Origin of the sequence: Aneurinibacillus sp. XH2 (assembly GCF_001439585.2) — a bacterium.
GTDB lineage: Bacteria > Bacillota > Bacilli > Aneurinibacillales > Aneurinibacillaceae > Aneurinibacillus > Aneurinibacillus thermoaerophilus.
In genome coordinates this window covers 2442109-2459820 of sequence record NZ_CP014140.1, presented here as the reverse complement: position 1 = coordinate 2459820, position 17712 = coordinate 2442109, and the positions used below count along the sequence as shown (strand labels likewise).

Here is a 17712-nt window from a genome sequence, read left to right as displayed (position 1 = left end):
CAAGCGACGCCAATCATCCGAACGAAATCTTCGCTCGGCAATTATAAATAACGATAAGATAAAAAGCTTGCCCTTGACGTTACGTCAGGGGCTATAATTTTTGGTAAGCAAGGAGTTAGAAAGAGATGACATACGAACCATTGATTACGAGTTTGTTTGAAAGGAAAGAAATTTCTGTTGAACGAGAGGGAGAAATCGAATGAGGAACTCGAACAAGTTAGCCAATCCTGAAGCTGTTCAGGGTAAAAGAATGGGTTTGCCCAAATGGGGGGATTTCTGGTCTTTATTAAGTAAGCACAGGCCAGCTCTTTGGATTATAATCGTTGCTGTTGTGCTAGGTCTCGGGGAGACGCTTCTTTCCTTGCTTATTCCTTTGTTTACGATGGATATGGTGAATCAATTGTCAGCAGCAAGTCTGCAAGGAACTACAATTGTTTCAATGATAAGCGTCTTTTTATTTCAGGCGTTGATGTCAGGTTGTTCGATTTACACGATGTCTTATGTCGGTCAATATGTCGTAGCCCGGTTGCGCAGTGAGGTATGGCAACGGGTGCTGAAGCTACCTGTTTCGTTTTTTGACCGCAATACTTCAGGGGAAGTGATGAGCCGGATTACCAACGATACGAATGTCATCAAAGATTTTATTACAGCTCATGTTATTTCCTTCTTTTCCGGACTCCTTTCCATTATCGGAGCCGTCATTTTATTGCTCATGATCGATTGGAAAATCACGCTGTTTATGTTGCTCGCTGTGCCTGTAGCCTTGCTCATTTTATGGCCGATCGGTGCCAGAATGTTCGGGGTTTCCAAGAAGATGCAGGACGAAACCGCGCTGTTTCAAGGGGATCTTGGCCGCGTGTTATCGGAAATTCGCCTTGTCAAAGCGTCTCTGGCAGAACCGCTGGAACGAGAGCGGGGGGATAAGAGAATAACCCATCTGTTTCGTTACGGTTTGAAGGAAGCCAGGATTACGGCAATTTTGTCACCTCTAATGATGAGTATTATGATGCTTCTGCTTGTTATGTTGATCGGCTATGGAGGAGTGCGGGTTGCTGAAGGATCGTTAACCGGCGGTGAATTGGTAGCGATTATTTTGTATATGTTTCAAGTTGTTGTTCCTTTCACGCAACTGGCTTCGTTTTTCACTCAATTCCAGAAAGCGATGGGGGCTTCTGAACGGATCATTGAAATTTTACGGGAAGAACTAGAGGAGTCACACCCGCAGGTGATCGAGCAACCGCTGCGTGAGCAAGCGAGTGATCGGCAAAAGTCGCTCCGGTTTGATACAGTCAGCTTCGGTTATGCTCCGGACAAGTTCATCTTACGTGATTTGTCTATGACGATAGAAGCAGGACAAATGACTGCCTTCGTCGGTCCGAGCGGAGCAGGGAAGACGACGTTGTTCTCGCTGATCGAGAGATTTTATGAGCCGTCAGCAGGAACTATTTTTTATGGTTCTATGCCTCTCTCATCCTTACGTATTCAGGATTGGCGAAGTCGTATTGCGTATGTGTCACAGGAAAGTCCGATGATGGGCGGCACGATCCGCGACAATTTGACGTATGGCCTGGAAGAAGTTGACGAAGAAAAAATGAAAGAAGCGGTGGAACAGGCGAATCTGAGCGCGTTTATCAGCTCGTTGGAGAAGGGATATGACACGGAGGTTGGAGAAAGAGGAGTAAAATTATCGGGTGGGCAACGCCAACGCCTTGCGATTGCCCGGGCGATATTGCGCGACCCGGAAATATTGCTCCTTGATGAGGCAACAGCCCATCTGGACAGTGCTTCTGAGCAGTTGGTGCAGGAAGCGCTACGAGTGTTAATGCAAGGTCGAACCACGCTGGTCATTGCCCACCGTCTATCCACAGTACGCAATGCAGACAAGATCTTTGTTCTTGAAAAAGGAGTGATAACAGGGCATGGTACTCACGATGAACTGTTAGTAACTCACGAATTCTACAGAAAGCTGGTGCAACAGCAATTTGATCAAACCGGATGAACTCCGGTTTTTTTGTTAGAACCTTTTTTCCTGTTGTTCTAAAAAATCTTGAATATCTCGCTCAAGTTCTGCCGTTGTTGCGTACGGCGTATCAAGCTGGAGCATTCGCCGCAAAATCCGCACAGTCGCTGGAGTAAGCGTCAATTCTTCTTCCCAGATTCGCTCCGCCTCTCCTGCTTTGGCTTCATACGTACTGTATAGCATAAACAGCATAAAATGGCCGAGCGCGTATATATCGCTCCGTGGGTGGACTTCGCGTTTCAGCCTTTTTTCCGGCCAGTAATGGTCATTCGTTGTTTCCAGGTAAGAAGGGGAGTCGTCTAGATAGCGGGCAAGTCCGAAATCAAGCAGATATATTCCGTCGTCGTTCCAGATGACATTTGGAATGCGTACGTCACGGTGGATGATTCGCCGTTCGTGCAGGTGTTTTATAAGCGCGAGAAGTTCGAGAATGATTTCCCAAGCTTCACGTTCCCCGAATTTCCGGTTTTCCTCAAATAGCAAATCCTCCAGTGTCTTTCCCTGTATATAGTTCATTACGTAATAAAGCTGTCCGTTTTCTTCAAATGAGTCAAATAAACGGGGCATTCGCGGATGGCGCAGCGCGGCAAGCATATTTATTTCATATTCATACAGCGTTTTGCCTTTAGGACTGTTTAGACGGCTTGGACGCATCTGCTTCAGCACTCTCTTTTCTTTTGCTTTATGGTCAAAGACAAGGTAGGAAATGCCGTAGCTACCCATCCCCAGCACATGAATAATTTCATAGTTGCCTTTAATAACAGCGCCGGACGGGTGTGGCCGATCCAGCCACCATTCTTTGATTCGTTGCCGCCATCGTTTGATTATATTCACTGTTCCATACCCCTTTTTTTGAAGCTTGACTTTTGGATTTTGTTCAGAGTACTTCGCTTTTCTATCTTGTTTATACGTAAATTAGGATTTACAGGTTTCAATCAGCGCGGAATGCCTGGGAAATATGATACATTTTGCTAGATAAAAACGAAAACTTTTTGCTTTTTCCATGACAAGATTAGACAAAATCTATGGGACGCTATTTGTATAATAAATATAACAATAATAGAAAAAGAAGGAGGGGCTTTGTTGTGTTTCGTAATGAATTTTTGCAAGTTGTCTGGGAGAAGGGGTGGGTTGATGTGCAAGAACTGGCCAGGCTGCTAAATACGACAGAGGATTTAATTGAAGCAGAGGCAGGGGTGTGTGCGGCGCACGGTTGGATTCGTATGCTAGATTCTCTTATCGTGGCAACGCCTGCGAGTTTTTTTTATTTTCATGATGCAATTTATTTTGACACTCCACATGGCTGAAGCCGTGGGATTCTTAAGTCATTAGCGTCCACAGTTCGTTTTGGACAATACCAGAACCTCATACCATGACGTTCAAAGGAACATGTGACCTACTACCAGCAGGATGAGCACCGCTCATGGATTTGATTCTATAGGAAATGGTTGCTCTAAGTCATCCCATGAAGGGATGGTTGAGCAGCACCGCCTTTTATTCCACAATTCAAACGGTAGGCTTTTAGACGGCATTTTTGTAAGCATAAAGATAGACGGAAAATTCTATTTTTAGACAGTATGGCCTGTCTCTTTTTCTCCTATTTTTTCATAATATGGAATATAAAGGTGAAGGAAGGAGGGACAGGTCATGGAGATCGACATTACCGCGATTACGGCACTTGGCATGGCGCTAACTCCCGTTGTTGCACAGTACTTAAAAGTTCCTAAAAAATTGCGTTCTTTTCTCGCCGTTATATTAATCACACTTTTAAATATGGGGAATGCTTGGTTGTATGGCGATGACAATTTGCTTGCAGCAAGCAAGGAAGGAATCATTGCAGGATTGATGGCGGTTGGGATTTATTCCACGGGCAAAAACGCAATCGAGCAAACACAGCAAAGGCGCAGGAAATTATAATGTGAAGCGGACATAAAACTCCTTTCTAGGTACAGACTACGAATAGTACCGGATGAGAAAGGGGTTTTTTTATGTGGAAATGTCCTTATTGCGGAAGTGAATATGGGATGCCTTATCGAGACAGTAATTTAACGGGAATGCTTTGTCTTGAGGAAAGATGCGGCCGGTTTCATACGATGACGGAGGAAGAAAGCCAGAGGGAAGAAAGGCATGTCTATGAGTCCGATATGTAAGCGTTTGTTGGTATCGTTTGCTAAATCGGGTACAATAGAAAGAAAGCTGAAAGGAGCGAAGATATGAGCAAACTAACGTTCGTAAGTCGCGAGCAAGACGGGCTTAGTATTCACGTATTGCCCACAGAAAAATTTAAAACGACGACCATTCTTATACATATTCAATTGCCGCTGCAAGAGGATCTTGTTACAAAGGGAGCATTATTGCCGAACGTGCTCCAGCGCGGGACAGCAACCTATCCCAATCCAGCCCAACTGCAGCGGCATCTGGATTCATTGTACGGTGCTATTTTTAGTGCGGGTGTTATGAAGCGTGGGGAGAAGCAAATTCTCCAGTTTTACCTTGAAATCGCGAACGAAAAGTTTCTCGCCGATTCCCGACCATTGCTTGAAGACGGCATGCGTTTCCTGGGGGAAGTGTTGACGCGTCCGTTGCTTGAAAACGGAGCATTTACAAAGAAAATAGTGGAGTTGGAAAAAGAAACTCTTGCTAAGCGGATTGAAGGGCTCATCGATGATAAAATGCGGTATGCCAACCAGCGGTTGACGGAAGAGATGTGCAAAGATGAGCCGTATCGGTTGCTGGCATACGGGATTCATGAACAAATCCCGGGAATCACTCCGGAAGATTTGTACGGATTTTACCAAGAGGCGCTTACTTCTTATCCGATTGACATGTATATTATCGGGGACGTGAATCCAGAGGATGCGGTAGGACTTATACGGAACTACATTCCGCTGACCCTTTCCAGGGTGAAGCAGCTTGCGCCGACCCCATACAAAAAAGAGGTACGGGAAGAGCGGATCGTAACAGAAGAAATGAACGTGGTGCAAGGCAAGCTTAATATCGGGATGCGCACTCAGATTAGCTACGCAGATGACAATTATGTGCATTTGATGATGTATAACGGGGTGCTGGGCGGCTTTCCGCACTCCAAGCTGTTTATGAATGTGCGTGAAAAGGCGTCGCTTGCTTACTATGCAGTGTCACAGTTAGAGACACAAAAAGGGCTTTGCATGATTATGTCTGGAATTGAGACAGCGAACTATGATAAAGCGCTTGCCATTATTAAAGAGCAGCTGGAAATGATGAAGCAAGGCGAAATTACGGACGTCGAGCTGAACCAGACGAAAGCGACGCTGTCAAACCAGTTGCGTGAAACCCAGGACAGCGCTTCTGCTATCGCCAGCATGGATTACAGCGGACGTTTGGCGGGACGCCACCGTACGTTAGAAGAGACGCTTGCCGCCATTGAAAGTACGACGAAAGAAGATATTGCGCGCGTAGCACAAAAGGTAGAAATTGATACCATTTATTTTTTACGTGGAAAGGGGGAGACGAAGTAAATGAAAACTCGCCATTATGATCGGTTGAATGAGACAATTTATTATGACCGTTTGGATAACGGTCTTGAGGTTTACATTTTGCCTAAGCAAGGCTTCAGCAAAACGTACGCTACGTTTACAACCCGTTATGGATCGATCGACAATGAATTTCGTGTACCAGGAAAAGAGAGAGTAAAAGTGCCGGATGGCATTGCTCATTTCCTTGAGCACAAAATGTTTGAAGAAAAGGAAGGGGATGTGTTTACAGAATTTGCCGCGCACGGGGCGTCCGCGAATGCGTTCACCAGCTTTGATCGCACAGCCTATTTGTTTTCCAGTACACAGGATGTGTCTCATAATGTGGAGACATTATTGAATTTTGTGCAGAGCCCATATTTTACTGATCAAAGTGTAGAGAAGGAAAAAGGCATCATCGGTCAGGAAATCCGCATGTACGATGACGACCCGGACTGGCGGGTATACTTCGGACTAATATCAAATTATTATCATGACCATCCTGTGAAAATCGATATCGCAGGCACGGTTGAGTCCATTAGCAAAATTACGAAAGAAATGTTGTACGAGTGCTATGAGACGTTTTATCATCCGTCCAACATGCTGCTTTTTATTGTAGGTGCGGTAAACCCGGAGGAAATAATGGAACTTGTGCGACAGAATCAGGCACAAAAAACGTACGGTCAGCAACCTCCGATTGAGCGTTTTTATCCAGAAGAGCCGGAAGGTGTAGCCAAGAAGCGCTCGGTAGTCCATCTTCCGGTTGGCATTGCGAAGTGCTTGTTCGGTTTTAAAGACAAGAGGGCTGGGCTGGAAGGCGAAGCGTTGTTAAAACGGGAAGTGGCGACCGAAATTCTGCTTGATGTGCTCTTTAGCCCAAGTTCGGATTTGTATCAGAAGTTATACGAACAAGGACTGATTAACAGCGGGTTTGGCGCCGATTATTCAGGTGAGACGCAGTACGGATTTTCTATTATTGGGGGCGACACGAAAGATCCGGATGCGCTTGTTTCCATTGTTGAAAGCGAGCTGAACGATGCGCTTGCACGCGGCATTGCCGAAGAGTCTTTTATTCTTTCAAAAAAGAAGAAGACAGGCGAATTTCTTCGTGCGCTGAATTCGGTGGAATTTATCGCTAATTCATTTACAAAATACCGGTTTGCCGGGACGGATTTATTCGCGCGTGCAGACATGCTAGAAACGATGACGCTGGATGATGTAAACGCACGCTTTAGGGAGCATATTGATTTCGAACAGTTTTCTGTATCGATCGTGACATCGCCTGAAAAACAGTAAAATATACGGGAAAGGAAGAACATGATGAAAGAACGCAAGCAGGCGTGCGTGACTGGAGCAAGCCGCGGCATTGGAGCTGCGATTGCCCTTAGACTTGCACGAGCCGGCTGCAATGTTACGCTGCATTATCATTCTTCAGCGCGTGAAGCGGAACAGGTAGCTGAGCAGTGTCGCGCTGAAGGGGTGGAAGTAACGCTTGTGCAGGCAGATTTGACAGCAGTAGATGGAGTCGAACACCTGTTTGATCAGATGCTCAAATCACCAGATGTTCTCGTATTGAATGCAGGGCTTAGTTCTTACGGTCTGATTCAGGATGTGACGCCAGATGAGTGGGAGAAGATGATGAATGTGCATGTACGGGCGCCGTTTTTCTGCGCCCGTCTTGCGCTTCCACATATGCTGCGCCAGGGATGGGGACGCATTATTACCATATCTTCTATCTGGGGAATAACGGGCGCAAGTTTTGAAGTGTTGTATTCGACTGCTAAGGGTGCGGTCGTCTCGTTTACGAAGGCGCTGGCGAAAGAAGTGGCGCCTGCAGGGATTACTGTTAACTGCATCGCTCCCGGAATGGTTCGCACGGAAATGATGACGGGTGCGTTCAGCGAAGAAGAGCTTGCGGGGATTGTAGAAGAGATTCCGGCTGGCCGCATGGGCACACCGGAAGAAATCGCCGCGCTTGCCGCGTTTCTTGTCGGCGATGAAGCTGGGTATATCAACGGTCAGGTTATTAGCCCGAACGGGGCATGGTATTGCTAAAATGAAAGGAGCTATGCATAAAACTGTCCCAAGCTGTGCATCTTAAACGTGAAGGGCAAATATGCCCTTGTATACGCAAAACGAAGGAGGAAGACGATATGTCAGTCTTGGAAAACTTTCAGGATTGGAAAACGTTTTTGGCGCAACGCGTGACCCAGGCGGCAAGTGCTGGAATGGAAAAACAAACAATGGAAAATATAGCATATCAAATCGGCGAATATCTTTCCAATCATGTTGACCCGAAAAACGAACAAGAACGCCTCCTGAAAGAGTTGTGGGATGCCGGTACGGAAGAGCAGCGTCATGCGATGGCGGGCGCTATGATTAATTATGTACAGAACAGGAAGCAATAACGTATTTTTTTATCTTAATCCCCTCTTCGTTGAGGGGATTTTCTATTTCTATCTGTTTTTTATTCATTTGCTGTTTTTTGTGTTGGAAGAATTTTATTTTTTAGTGTAGAATAGTGTCGTTACGGAAGAAGAATCAAGCAGGGAAAGGGCGTTTTACTCAAGATGGAAACAGAAAAACAAGATTGGTATCTTGAATACGAAATTCACAAAAATCGGCCCGGATTGTTAGGGGATATCGCTTCCATTCTTGGGATGCTGAAAATTAACATCGTGACGATTAACGGTGTCGAATCGCTGAATGGGAAGATTAATCGCCGACGCGGTTTACTGATTCGCACTGATGATGCAAAAAAAATCGAATTATTGGGCAGCATACTGGAGAAAGTTGAAAATATAACACTGCGCAAACTGCGTCAACCTACAATTTTGGACTTGCTTGCCGTGCGCCATGGACGCTACATTGAGCGTGACGCGGAAGACAAGCGGACGTTTCGCTTTGTGCGAGAAGAAATTGGGGTACTGGTTGACTTTATGGCTGAGATTTTCAAGCGGGAAGGTAACCAACTTATCGGCATTAGGGGCATGCCTCGTGTGGGCAAAACCGAATCAACGGTGGCGGCGTGTGTGTCTGCCAACAAGCGCTGGACATTTATTTCTTCCACGCTCTTGCGCCAGACTGTACGAAATCAGCTCACGGTGGAGGAAATGAACGGAAGCAAGCATGTGTATTTAATTGATGGCATTGTGTCAACCATGCGCAGCACCGAACGCCACGCGATGCTCATGCGTGAAGTTTTACGTATGCCGTGCACAAAAGTTATTGAACATCCGGATATTTTCGTGCGGGAAACCGAATATGAATTGTCTGATTTCGATTATATTATCGAGTTGCGTAACGATCCTGATGAGGAGATTACATATGAAAATATAGAAACAGGATTCTCCGGGTTCGACATTCCGTAGGGAGTTCCCGGAGTGGCAGGAGGTGGATGATTTGTCTGAGCTCGCAGAAGTTTTACGAAAAGCCAGACAGGCAAAAGGAATGTCGCTTGCTGAAATACAAGAGACAACTAAAATACAGCGCCGCTATCTGGAGGCGATTGAGAACGGAAATTTTGATGTGTTACCGGGGCATTTTTATGTCCGTGCGTTTATAAAAAGCTATGCCGAAGCGGTTGGACTTAATCCTGATGAATTAATTAGTCAGTATAGTTCCGAGCTTCCAGACCCGCCAAAGGTAGAGGAGTCTCCCCCACCGCTAAGGCAAAATCGGCACGGGCGTAAGGAGCGAGACGGCGCCAGCAGCAAATGGATGTCGCGTATTTTGCTTTATTTGTTCGCCATTCTTGTCATCGGGGTGATTGCGGCCGGAATTCATTATGCCCTGAAGAATCAGGGAGCCAATCCGGCTCTGCCACAGACGGAACCGAAAGAAGGGACGACTCCGGCAAAGAAAGAAATTATCGTTCCGCCGCCGGATACGCCTGAAACGAAGCAGCCGCCTCGGCAGCAACAGCCGCCGGTTGCGAACGGAAAGCTTACACCTGCACCGAAAACCGGCTCAGTTATTAATTATGAATTGACAGGTGCCGACAAAATTGTTGTAAAAGTAACGGCCAAGAAGGGCGATCACTGGATGGATGTATCCGGAACGAACGGTCGAGTTGGCATGAAAACGCTGAAAGAAGGTGAAAGCCAAACGTTTGAAGTGACGGAAGGAAACATGGCGCTTATCCGTGTTGTACGGGCGCGCGATGTCGAAGTGTTCGTCAATGGACAGCCTGTCGATACATCGGAAGCGAAGAAAAGCGGTACACAAAGAATTAAGATTGTTCGTAAATAGTCCCTGAAGTATCAGGGGCTTTTCTTTTGACACCTTTTTTTCAGTATATTATACTGATAAATGGAAAAATGGACGCTTGTGTCTACTGGACGGAGGAAATAGAGTGGATAAAACAGCAACAACAGAGAAAGTAGCGATCATCACGCTCGGATGCGAGAAGAACCTTGTTGACTCCGACATTATGTCACAGTTGATTGATGAGCGAGGCTACCTTCTTGTGGACGATCCGCAGAAAGCCGATGTCGTGATTGTAAATACGTGCGGCTTTATTGATGCGGCGAAAGAAGAGTCGATTAATACGATTCTCGAAGTTGCCGATCTGAAAGAACACGGGAACTTGAAATCTTTAATTGTAGCCGGCTGTCTTACGCAGCGCTATAAAGAAGTATTAATGCAGGAAATGCCAGAAATTGATGGGATTGTCGGAACCGGCGATTTTGATAAAATCACCCGGATTATCGAGGAATCGCTGGAGGGCAAAAAACCAGTTTTTGTTGGAAATCCGGTTTTTTCCTATGAGAATGCAACACGTCGCAGAGTTGAGAAAGGAACATATTCCGCGTATATTAAAATTGCGGAAGGTTGTGATAACAAGTGTACATTCTGTATTATTCCGCAACTTCGGGGCGCGTTCCGGAGCCGCACCATTGAATCCATCGTGGACGAAGCAAAAGAACTTGCTGCTCAAGGTGTGAAAGAGGTTAATCTGATTGCTCAGGATTCCACAAATTATGGGTTTGACATTTATGGTGAACGTGTGTTGCATAAGTTGTTGCGCAAAGTATCGGAAGTCGAAGGGATCGAATGGATTCGCCTTCACTATGCATATCCAGGATATTTTACCGATGAATTGATCCAAGAATTCGCGACCAATCCGAAAGTATGTAAATATATCGACATGCCACTACAGCATAGCGAAGACCGGGTGTTGAAACGCATGTTGCGCCCAGGACGCCAGCGTGATGTGCGTGAGCTTATCGCCAAAATCCGGTCAGCTGTGCCGGATGTGGCGCTTCGTACGTCCATCATTGTCGGTTTTCCGGGAGAAACGGAAGAAGAGTTTGAGAATCTTAAAGCGTTTTTACGGGAGATTCAGTTTGACCGTTTGGGCGTCTTTACGTATTCACAGGAGGAAGGAACGGCGGCCGCAAGATTGCCGGAACAGATCCCGGCGGATATTATCGAACGTCGAGCCAACGAATTGATGGAAGTTCAACGGGAGGTGGCCAGCGAACGCAACGGACGTTTTGTCGGTAAAGTGATTTCTGTGCTGATTGAAGCATATGATGGCAAGAATGATGTATACATTGGCCGTTCACAGTATGATGCGAGCGAAATTGACGGCGAAGTGTTTGTCACCGGCTATAAAGGCGAACTGGGACAAATCGTTCCGGTGCGTATCACCCATTCGTACGACTTTGATCTTGCGGGGGAGGTTATCTAGTTGAACCTGGCCAACCGGATTACGCTGGCACGAATTTTTCTTGTGCCAGTAGTTATGATTTTTTTGCTCGTGCGGTTTGATGATTTCGGATCGGTTAAAGTTGGAGGCGTGCAGATTACATACAGTGAAATGATCGCCGCGCTTATTTTTATTGTTGCCGCCGCGACGGATGGGCTTGACGGCTACATTGCCCGCTCCCGCAAAATGGTAACCAACTTGGGAAAATTTCTTGATCCGCTCGCTGACAAGCTTTTGATTTCCGCGGCTCTCATTTCGCTTGTGGAAATGCAGCGGCTGGACGCTTGGATAGCCGTGGTCATTATTAGTCGTGAATTTGCTGTAACGGGACTGCGTCTGGTAGCCGCGGCAGAAGGATTGGTTATTGCTGCAAGCAGGCTTGGCAAATGGAAGACGGTATTTCAGATTATCGCCGTAGCCGCGCTTATTTTGCAGAATTTCCCGTTTGAAACATGGCATTTTCCGTTTGCCACAATTATGGTTTGGGCGGCCGTGATTATGACAATTGTTTCCGGTGTGGAATACTTTGTAAAAAATAAAAAAGTGATTCCGCTCGCGTAACGTTCACCCGCCATTTTCGGCGGTTGATTTATTTGGGAGGCGTTTTACATATGAGAGCAGAAATTATTGCGGTCGGAACGGAGTTATTGCTTGGGCAAATCGCCAATACAAACGCCCAGTTCCTCTCGCAAAAGTTAGCGGAAATTGGAATCGGTGTCTATTACCATACTGTCGTCGGCGACAATGCTGATCGGCTGTACGTACAGATTCAAGAAGCGCTCAACCGTTCGGATTTGCTTATTTTTTCTGGAGGATTAGGGCCTACCAAAGATGACCTGACAAAAGAGACAGTTGCCAGAGCTGTCGGGAAGCCATTGGTGCATGACGAACAGGCGCTTGCGCGCATTATCGCTTACTTTAAACAGCGCGGCATGACGATGACGGAGAACAACCGTAAGCAGGCGCTTGTGGTGGAAGGAAGCCATGTATTGCCGAACGACCATGGCATGGCACCGGGGATGGTTATTGAACATAAAGGTAAACATCTCATGATGCTACCAGGGCCTCCGCGTGAATTGCATCCGATGTTTAACACGTATGGAATCCCCTACCTTTTGTCACTGATGGGTGGCAAAAACGTGGTGCACTCCAAAGTGCTTCGTTTTTTCGGTATTGGTGAGTCGGCCCTTGAAGAAGAGTTGATAGATTTAATTGATTCTCAAACGAATCCGACGATTGCGCCGCTTGCGGCTGAAGGGGAAGTCACGATTCGCTTGACCGCTAAAGCCAAAAGTGTGGTGGAAGCAGAGACGATGATCCGTTCCGTTGAAGAACAAATCGAAGCGCGCGTCGGACAATTTATTTATGGATATGACGATGATTCGCTCGCTTCGGTGCTGGTGCGTGAGTTAAGCGTACGTGGTGAAACGGTGGCATTTGCGGAGAGTGTGACAGGAGGTTTGGCGAGTCATTTACTCACTTCTATTCCGGGCAGTTCGGCCGCGCTGAAAGGTTCTATCATTTGCTATACAAATGAAGTAAAGGAAAAGCAACTAGGCGTGCCGCGGGATGTGCTTCAGACCACGGGAGCGGTGAGTGGCGACGCAGCGCGTATTATGGCGGAGCAAGTGCGTCTTAGAATCGGAAGTACATATGGAATTGCGATTACAGGAGAAGCTGGCCCACACGCGTCGGAGAAGTCTATAGGTCTCGTCTATATTGGCGCAAGCGATGGAAAACATACGAATGTCAGGGAACTTCGCCTATCCGGTCAGCGTGCCGCAATCCAGCTTCGTGCGGCAAAACATGCAATATTTACAATGCTTGAACGAATAAAAAAAGGTGGTTTTTAATATATGGCAAATTTTTCAGACTTCGCTTTACACAGGACGATTCAGCAAGCCATTTACGATATGGGCTTCGAAGAACCGTCGCCAATTCAAGAACAGTGTATTCCGAAAATTCTTGAAGGATACGATTTAATTGGACAGGCACAGACCGGAACGGGGAAAACCGCCGCGTTCGGTTTGCCGCTAATTGAGAAAGTAACAAACCGTAACGCTGTGCAGGCGATTGTCCTCACACCGACGCGAGAGTTGGCGATTCAGGTGTCCGGAGAACTGCGCAAAATCGCTAAATATAAGCGGATACGTACGCTTCCTATTTATGGTGGACAGTCCATTGGACACCAGATTCGTGCGCTGAAGCAGGGGGTACAGGTCGTCATTGGCACGCCGGGACGAGTGTTGGATCATTTGCGTCGTAAAACGTTACGTTTGGATCAGATCAGCATGCTGGTGTTGGACGAGGCGGATGAGATGCTCGATATGGGCTTCCAGGATGATATTGAGGCAATTATTAAAGAAACGCCATCTGATCGCCAGACGCTCCTTTTTTCGGCGACTATGCCACAGGAAATCCTGCGGCTTGCTCATAAATACATGAGCAACCCGAAGACGGTATCCATCAGCCGCAAAGAAGTGACCGCTCCGACGATTGAACAAGTGTATTACAAAGTATTTGAACGCAGCAAGCTTGAAAGTTTGTGTCGTATTCTAGACAGTGAAGAAATTGAACTCGGCATTGTATTTTGCCGTACGAAGCGCGGTGTGGATGAACTTACGGAAGCGCTTCAAGAGCGTGGATATCTGGCAAGCGGTTTGCATGGTGATTTAAGTCAGGCCCAGCGCGACAAAGTTATGCAGGCATTCCGCGACTCTACAATTGAGCTGCTTGTGGCGACTGATGTTGCAGCGCGTGGTATTGATGTGGGAAATGTGTCCCATGTCGTGAACTATGATATTCCGCAGGATCCGGAAAGCTATGTACATCGTATTGGTCGTACCGGCCGCGCCGGTCGGAAAGGCATCGCGATGACACTGGTAACCCCGCGCGAGATGAAGCAGTTGCGTACGATTGAAAAAATCGCGAAAACGACATTGGAGTCCCGTAATGTACCTTCATTTGAGGAAGTGATGGAACGCCAGCAAAGCATTTGGAAAGAACAGTTGATTTCCCTGTTAGAAAGCGATAGCGATTTGGCGCCGTTTATGGAAATGGTCGAGCAGCTGAAAGAAGAATACACGCTGGAAAAAGTGACAGCGGCCGCCCTTTCGCTTGCATTTGCACCGTCCGTTTCTTCGGTGGAAGAAGAGATGTACGACTTTGGCGAAACGGGTGCTTCCAAGGGAATGGTTCGCTTCTTTATGAACGTCGGCCGTAGCCTTGATCTCCGTCCTCCGGATTTGGTGAAAGAGATTTCCGAGCTGGTTGGTGTCCCAAGTAAGGCAATTGGTCGGATTGATATTTTTGATAACTTCACGTTTATTGAAGTAGCGCAAGATATCGCACCGTTCGTGTATGAAGCGTTGCGTCATTCCCGCATCAAAGGAAAACGGGTGAATATTGAACCCGCCAAACCGCGCACCAAGCGATAAAACAAAGCTGAAAAAGCGCAAGCCCTCCCGCTTGGCATACTTGTCAGACAGGAGGGCTGTTTTATTGGATGAAGAACAGCAACGCTCGCGAGCTTTTTTCAGTGAATCATTGACCGCTTATCGGCAGGAAGCGTATGCCTGCGCTGTCACTGTTTTAATCGCTTCGTACGTAATATCAGTCAGCTGTTCTAATTCTTCCAAGCTCATCGAAAGAATCGGCATTAGCACGATTACCGGGCCTAGCGGGCGGATGATGGCGCCGTTTTGCCGTGCGTGCAGAATAACGTTATGCTCTACTTGCATATGCATGGGGAATGTTTTTTTGCTATCTTTATCTTGTACAAGTTCGATCCCGACCATCATGCCGCGTTGCCGCACGTCGCCGACGTGTGGAAGAGTGTGGAATTTTTCTAAATTCTGCGCAAGACACTCGATTTTTGCCACAAGGGAATCGATAAGCTTTTCGCGCTCGATAAGTTCAATGTTTTTAAGCGCGACCGCACAGGCAAGCTGATTTCCGGTATACGTATGTCCGTGGAAAAACGTGCGCAACTCTTCCGGTTCGCCCAGAAACGCTTCGTAAATTTCTTCCCGCACGAGCGTGGCCGCCAGAGGTAAGTAGCCGGCTGTCAATCCTTTGGCTACGCAGAGAAAGTCCGGCTCTACATTTTCTTGCTCGCAGGCGAATAGAGTGCCTGTACGACCGAAACCGACCGCCACTTCGTCGGCGATCATAAGTACGTTATAGCGGGTGCAAAGTTCGCGCACGCCGCGTAAAAACCCGTCTGGAGCGGTAATCATGCCGGCGGCTCCCTGTACAAGCGGCTCGATAATGAGCCCGGCAATTTCCTCATGATGTTCTCTTAACATCGTGTCCAAAGCTTTCAGGCACAACATTTTACACGCTTCCGCGTCGTTGTTTTCCGTAAGGCGGTACGTATACGGTGCCGGGGCTTCCAGACGTTCGAATAGCAGCGGCTTAAAGATATGGTGAAATGTTTCCATGCCTCCGACGCTAACCGAGCCGATCGTATCTCCATGATATGCTTCGCGCAGGGATATGAACTTGTTCTTTTTTCCGGCATACCGAATCGGATCTTTCAGCTGCCAGTATTGGTAGGCCATTTTCAGCGCGATTTCTACTGAGGTAGACCCTGAATCAGAGTAGAAAACTTTTGTTAGTCCTTTCGGGGTAATTTCTACTAACTTTTTTGCCAGCAGAATGGAGGGGACGTTTGCTGCTCCGAGCAGCGTTGAATGCGCTATTTTTCCCGCCTGCTGAATCAATGCCTCGTTCAGTTCTGGGTGGTTGTGGCCGTGCACGTTCACCCAGAGCGAAGAGTAACCGTCCAAATATTTGTTTCCTTCTACATCGTACAAGTAGCTTCCTTCGCCGCGTTCGATAATGAGCGGCTTTTCCCGGCGGTACGTTTTCATCTGGGTAAATGGATGCCACACATACTCTTTGTCCCACATCTCAAGGCTTTGAACTTCTTTTTTCTGCACAATTATCCCTCCTATTGTGATGATTGCGATACTATTATTTCTGCCCGTCTCAGACGTTCAAGCAGCAACGTAAGACGCAAGCTGCGCCCGATTTCAGGAAGTCGTTCACGTATCCGCTCAGGCTTAAAGTCCGTTATGTCAGGCAGCATACCGAGCACGGGCAGGTTCGTGAGGCTGCTTATGATTCGCACATTATCTTGCATCATTTCGCTTGGATTGTCCGGCATACGGTTTACAAGCAAGCCGAGGATCGGGATGCGGCAGGCCCGGGCATACTCAACGGTTAATATCGTATGGTTAATAGTACCAAGACCCGGATGCGTCACAATCAGCAGGGGTAGCCGGAGGTCGCGAATCAAATCCGCGGTCATGTACACCTCTTGCTTCTCTTCCATAATGGGTACTGCAAGCCCGCCTGCGCCTTCCACCAGTACAACATCATGCTTTTTCCTTAAGGTAGACAATTGCTGAGCGATGTGCCCCGGATTAATGCGTGTTCCGGTTTGGCGGGCCGCAAGATGGGGCGAGACGGCGGGCTCCATACAGTACGTACAGAGCGTATTCTGTTCATACGGGAGAGAATGAAGCGAACGGTAAAACGTCACATCTTCCGCAACAAGTCCTCCATCGCCCTGCACGCCTCCGCTTTGGATTGGCTTGTAAGGCACCGCGTCGTATCCGCACATGGATAAAAAAGCTGTCAGGCAGCCTGTAACCATTGTTTTGCCAACTCCCGTATCTGTTCCGGTGACGAAAAACGAAAGCCCCTGTTTCATGCTTTCACCGTCCAAGTAAAACGTCCTTTTAGCGGAGCGATTTGTTTATATACTTTGACAGCAATAATGGAGGCTATGATACAGAGTAAAAGATCGCCAGGCACTGCCAGCAGGAATCCGTAGAGAAACGTTTGCCAGAGCGTGAACGTTTTGCCTGCAATTATGTTCATGGCAATGTAGAGATAGGCTGTCCCCATCATGTATACGATGAATAGCCCGGCGAAATGGGCAAGGATGAAATCACGCAGATTCGGGTTCGTTTTTTTTTCGACAAAATGCCCAATTGTATAGGCGGCAATAGCAAATCCAACAAGGTAACCGAACGTAGGCTTCAGCACATATCCGAGTCCGCCGCCTTCGGTAAATACGGGTGCTCCGGCCAATCCAACGGCCAGATATACGAGTTGGCTGATCAGCCCGAGACGGCTACCAAGCAGTGAGCCGGCAAAGTAGACAAACAGAATTTGCAACGTAAACGGGACGACCGGCACGGGAATTTTGATGAATGCACCGATGGCGGTAAGCGCCGCGAACATGGCAGCGAGGATGAGGCCTGTTGTTGGAAGACCTGTTTTTTGTTTCATAGTTGCATTCCTCCTTCATGTAATCATTTTTTAGAAAAATGTTTCACCACGGTATGTATGTCGAAACATCAAAGGAAATGGACGAAGAACCGTGTTATTGTCAGAGTAAAAGCAATTCCTATCAATTGTCAACCTTTTTAATTTTTTAGTTAACAAATATATGGAAATAAATTCAAAATAAACTT

Annotated in this window: 17 protein-coding genes; 13 read left to right on the top strand and 4 right to left on the bottom strand. The window is 47.1% G+C overall.

Translation table 11 applies throughout. The features are described from left to right. Positions 1 to 199 precede the first annotated feature (199 nt). Positions 200 to 1999, top strand: a complete 1800-nt coding sequence (locus ACH33_RS12090) for an ABC transporter ATP-binding protein (RefSeq protein WP_082706041.1) — start codon at positions 200 to 202, stop codon at positions 1997 to 1999. 15 nt (positions 2000 to 2014) lie between these two features. On the opposite strand, the gene ACH33_RS12085 is transcribed toward ACH33_RS12090, so the two are convergent. Next, on the bottom strand, positions 2015 to 2854 hold the full coding sequence (locus ACH33_RS12085; RefSeq protein WP_082706040.1) for a serine/threonine protein kinase: 840 nt from the start codon (positions 2852 to 2854) through the stop codon (positions 2015 to 2017). 251 nt (positions 2855 to 3105) lie between these two features. Here ACH33_RS12085 and ACH33_RS12080 point away from each other — a divergent pair, with 251 nt between their 5' ends. From ACH33_RS12080 to ACH33_RS12025, 12 genes are all read left to right on the top strand, one after another. Next, on the top strand, positions 3106 to 3327 hold the full coding sequence (locus ACH33_RS12080; RefSeq protein WP_057899249.1) for a hypothetical protein: 222 nt from the start codon (positions 3106 to 3108) through the stop codon (positions 3325 to 3327). Between the two features lie 340 nt (positions 3328 to 3667). Further along, a complete protein-coding gene (locus ACH33_RS12075; RefSeq protein ID WP_057899248.1) occupies positions 3668 to 3937 on the top strand; it encodes a hypothetical protein in 270 nt (89 codons plus the stop codon). Between the two features lie 296 nt (positions 3938 to 4233). Beyond that, complete coding sequence (yfmF, locus tag ACH33_RS12070; protein WP_057899247.1) at positions 4234 to 5517, top strand: EF-P 5-aminopentanol modification-associated protein YfmF; 1284 nt, start codon at positions 4234 to 4236, stop codon at positions 5515 to 5517. Further along, positions 5518 to 6807: an EF-P 5-aminopentanol modification-associated protein YfmH gene (gene yfmH / locus ACH33_RS12065; protein WP_057899246.1), complete on the top strand. Its 1290-nt coding sequence runs from the start codon at positions 5518 to 5520 to the stop codon at positions 6805 to 6807. It abuts the gene before it with no gap. Between the two features lie 21 nt (positions 6808 to 6828). Next, positions 6829 to 7566: an elongation factor P 5-aminopentanone reductase gene (gene ymfI / locus ACH33_RS12060; RefSeq protein ID WP_057899245.1), complete on the top strand. Its 738-nt coding sequence runs from the start codon at positions 6829 to 6831 to the stop codon at positions 7564 to 7566. A gap of 98 nt (positions 7567 to 7664) precedes the next feature. Further along, a complete protein-coding gene (locus tag ACH33_RS12055) occupies positions 7665 to 7919 on the top strand; it encodes a DUF3243 domain-containing protein (RefSeq protein WP_057899244.1) in 255 nt (84 codons plus the stop codon). A gap of 162 nt (positions 7920 to 8081) precedes the next feature. Next, positions 8082 to 8882, top strand: a complete 801-nt coding sequence (locus tag ACH33_RS12050) for a DUF3388 domain-containing protein (protein ID WP_057899243.1) — start codon at positions 8082 to 8084, stop codon at positions 8880 to 8882. A gap of 31 nt (positions 8883 to 8913) precedes the next feature. Then, the gene (locus ACH33_RS12045) at positions 8914 to 9762 is read left to right on the top strand and encodes a helix-turn-helix domain-containing protein (RefSeq protein ID WP_057899242.1); all 849 of its coding nucleotides are present in this window, start codon (positions 8914 to 8916) and stop codon (positions 9760 to 9762) included. Positions 9763 to 9865: 103 nt separating this feature from the next. Continuing rightward, positions 9866 to 11206, top strand: coding sequence for a 30S ribosomal protein S12 methylthiotransferase RimO (gene rimO, locus ACH33_RS12040; RefSeq protein WP_057899241.1), 1341 nt, complete (start codon positions 9866 to 9868; stop codon positions 11204 to 11206). Next, the gene (gene pgsA, locus ACH33_RS12035) at positions 11207 to 11785 is read left to right on the top strand and encodes a CDP-diacylglycerol--glycerol-3-phosphate 3-phosphatidyltransferase (protein WP_057899240.1); all 579 of its coding nucleotides are present in this window, start codon (positions 11207 to 11209) and stop codon (positions 11783 to 11785) included. Between the two features lie 50 nt (positions 11786 to 11835). Continuing rightward, positions 11836 to 13077, top strand: coding sequence for a competence/damage-inducible protein A (locus ACH33_RS12030; protein ID WP_057899239.1), 1242 nt, complete (start codon positions 11836 to 11838; stop codon positions 13075 to 13077). A 3-nt stretch (positions 13078 to 13080) separates the two neighbouring features. Continuing rightward, positions 13081 to 14661 carry a DEAD/DEAH box helicase gene (locus ACH33_RS12025; RefSeq protein ID WP_057899238.1) on the top strand — a complete coding sequence of 527 codons (1581 nt, stop codon included), beginning with the start codon at positions 13081 to 13083 and terminating at the stop codon, positions 14659 to 14661. Positions 14662 to 14778: 117 nt separating this feature from the next. Here ACH33_RS12025 and bioA read toward each other — a convergent pair whose 3' ends face one another. The 3 genes from bioA to ACH33_RS12010 are packed head-to-tail and all read right to left on the bottom strand — an operon-like array spanning position 14779 to position 17527. Then, positions 14779 to 16137 carry an adenosylmethionine--8-amino-7-oxononanoate transaminase gene (bioA, locus tag ACH33_RS12020; RefSeq protein ID WP_057900362.1) on the bottom strand — a complete coding sequence of 453 codons (1359 nt, stop codon included), beginning with the start codon at positions 16135 to 16137 and terminating at the stop codon, positions 14779 to 14781. Positions 16138 to 16178: 41 nt separating this feature from the next. Next, positions 16179 to 16943 (bottom strand): dethiobiotin synthase, encoded by a 765-nt coding sequence (gene bioD / locus ACH33_RS12015; RefSeq protein ID WP_057899237.1) that lies wholly within the window; start codon positions 16941 to 16943, stop codon positions 16179 to 16181. Then, positions 16940 to 17527 (bottom strand): biotin transporter BioY, encoded by a 588-nt coding sequence (locus ACH33_RS12010; protein ID WP_057899236.1) that lies wholly within the window; start codon positions 17525 to 17527, stop codon positions 16940 to 16942. The genes bioD and ACH33_RS12010 overlap by 4 nt, the downstream gene beginning before the upstream one ends. Positions 17528 to 17712 lie beyond the last annotated feature (185 nt).

Coding starts and splice junctions, on each gene's coding strand:
- ACH33_RS12090 (WP_082706041.1), top strand. CDS start 200: ATGAGGAACTCGAACAAGTTAGCCAATCCTGAAGCTGTTCAGGGTAAA.
- ACH33_RS12075 (WP_057899248.1), top strand. CDS start 3,668: ATGGAGATCGACATTACCGCGATTACGGCACTTGGCATGGCGCTAACT.
- yfmF (WP_057899247.1), top strand. CDS start 4,234: ATGAGCAAACTAACGTTCGTAAGTCGCGAGCAAGACGGGCTTAGTATT.
- yfmH (WP_057899246.1), top strand. CDS start 5,518: ATGAAAACTCGCCATTATGATCGGTTGAATGAGACAATTTATTATGAC.
- ymfI (WP_057899245.1), top strand. CDS start 6,829: ATGATGAAAGAACGCAAGCAGGCGTGCGTGACTGGAGCAAGCCGCGGC.
- ACH33_RS12055 (WP_057899244.1), top strand. CDS start 7,665: ATGTCAGTCTTGGAAAACTTTCAGGATTGGAAAACGTTTTTGGCGCAA.
- ACH33_RS12050 (WP_057899243.1), top strand. CDS start 8,082: ATGGAAACAGAAAAACAAGATTGGTATCTTGAATACGAAATTCACAAA.
- ACH33_RS12030 (WP_057899239.1), top strand. CDS start 11,836: ATGAGAGCAGAAATTATTGCGGTCGGAACGGAGTTATTGCTTGGGCAA.
- ACH33_RS12025 (WP_057899238.1), top strand. CDS start 13,081: ATGGCAAATTTTTCAGACTTCGCTTTACACAGGACGATTCAGCAAGCC.
- bioA (WP_057900362.1), bottom strand. CDS start 16,137: ATGTGGGACAAAGAGTATGTGTGGCATCCATTTACCCAGATGAAAACG.
- bioD (WP_057899237.1), bottom strand. CDS start 16,943: ATGAAACAGGGGCTTTCGTTTTTCGTCACCGGAACAGATACGGGAGTT.
- ACH33_RS12010 (WP_057899236.1), bottom strand. CDS start 17,527: ATGAAACAAAAAACAGGTCTTCCAACAACAGGCCTCATCCTCGCTGCC.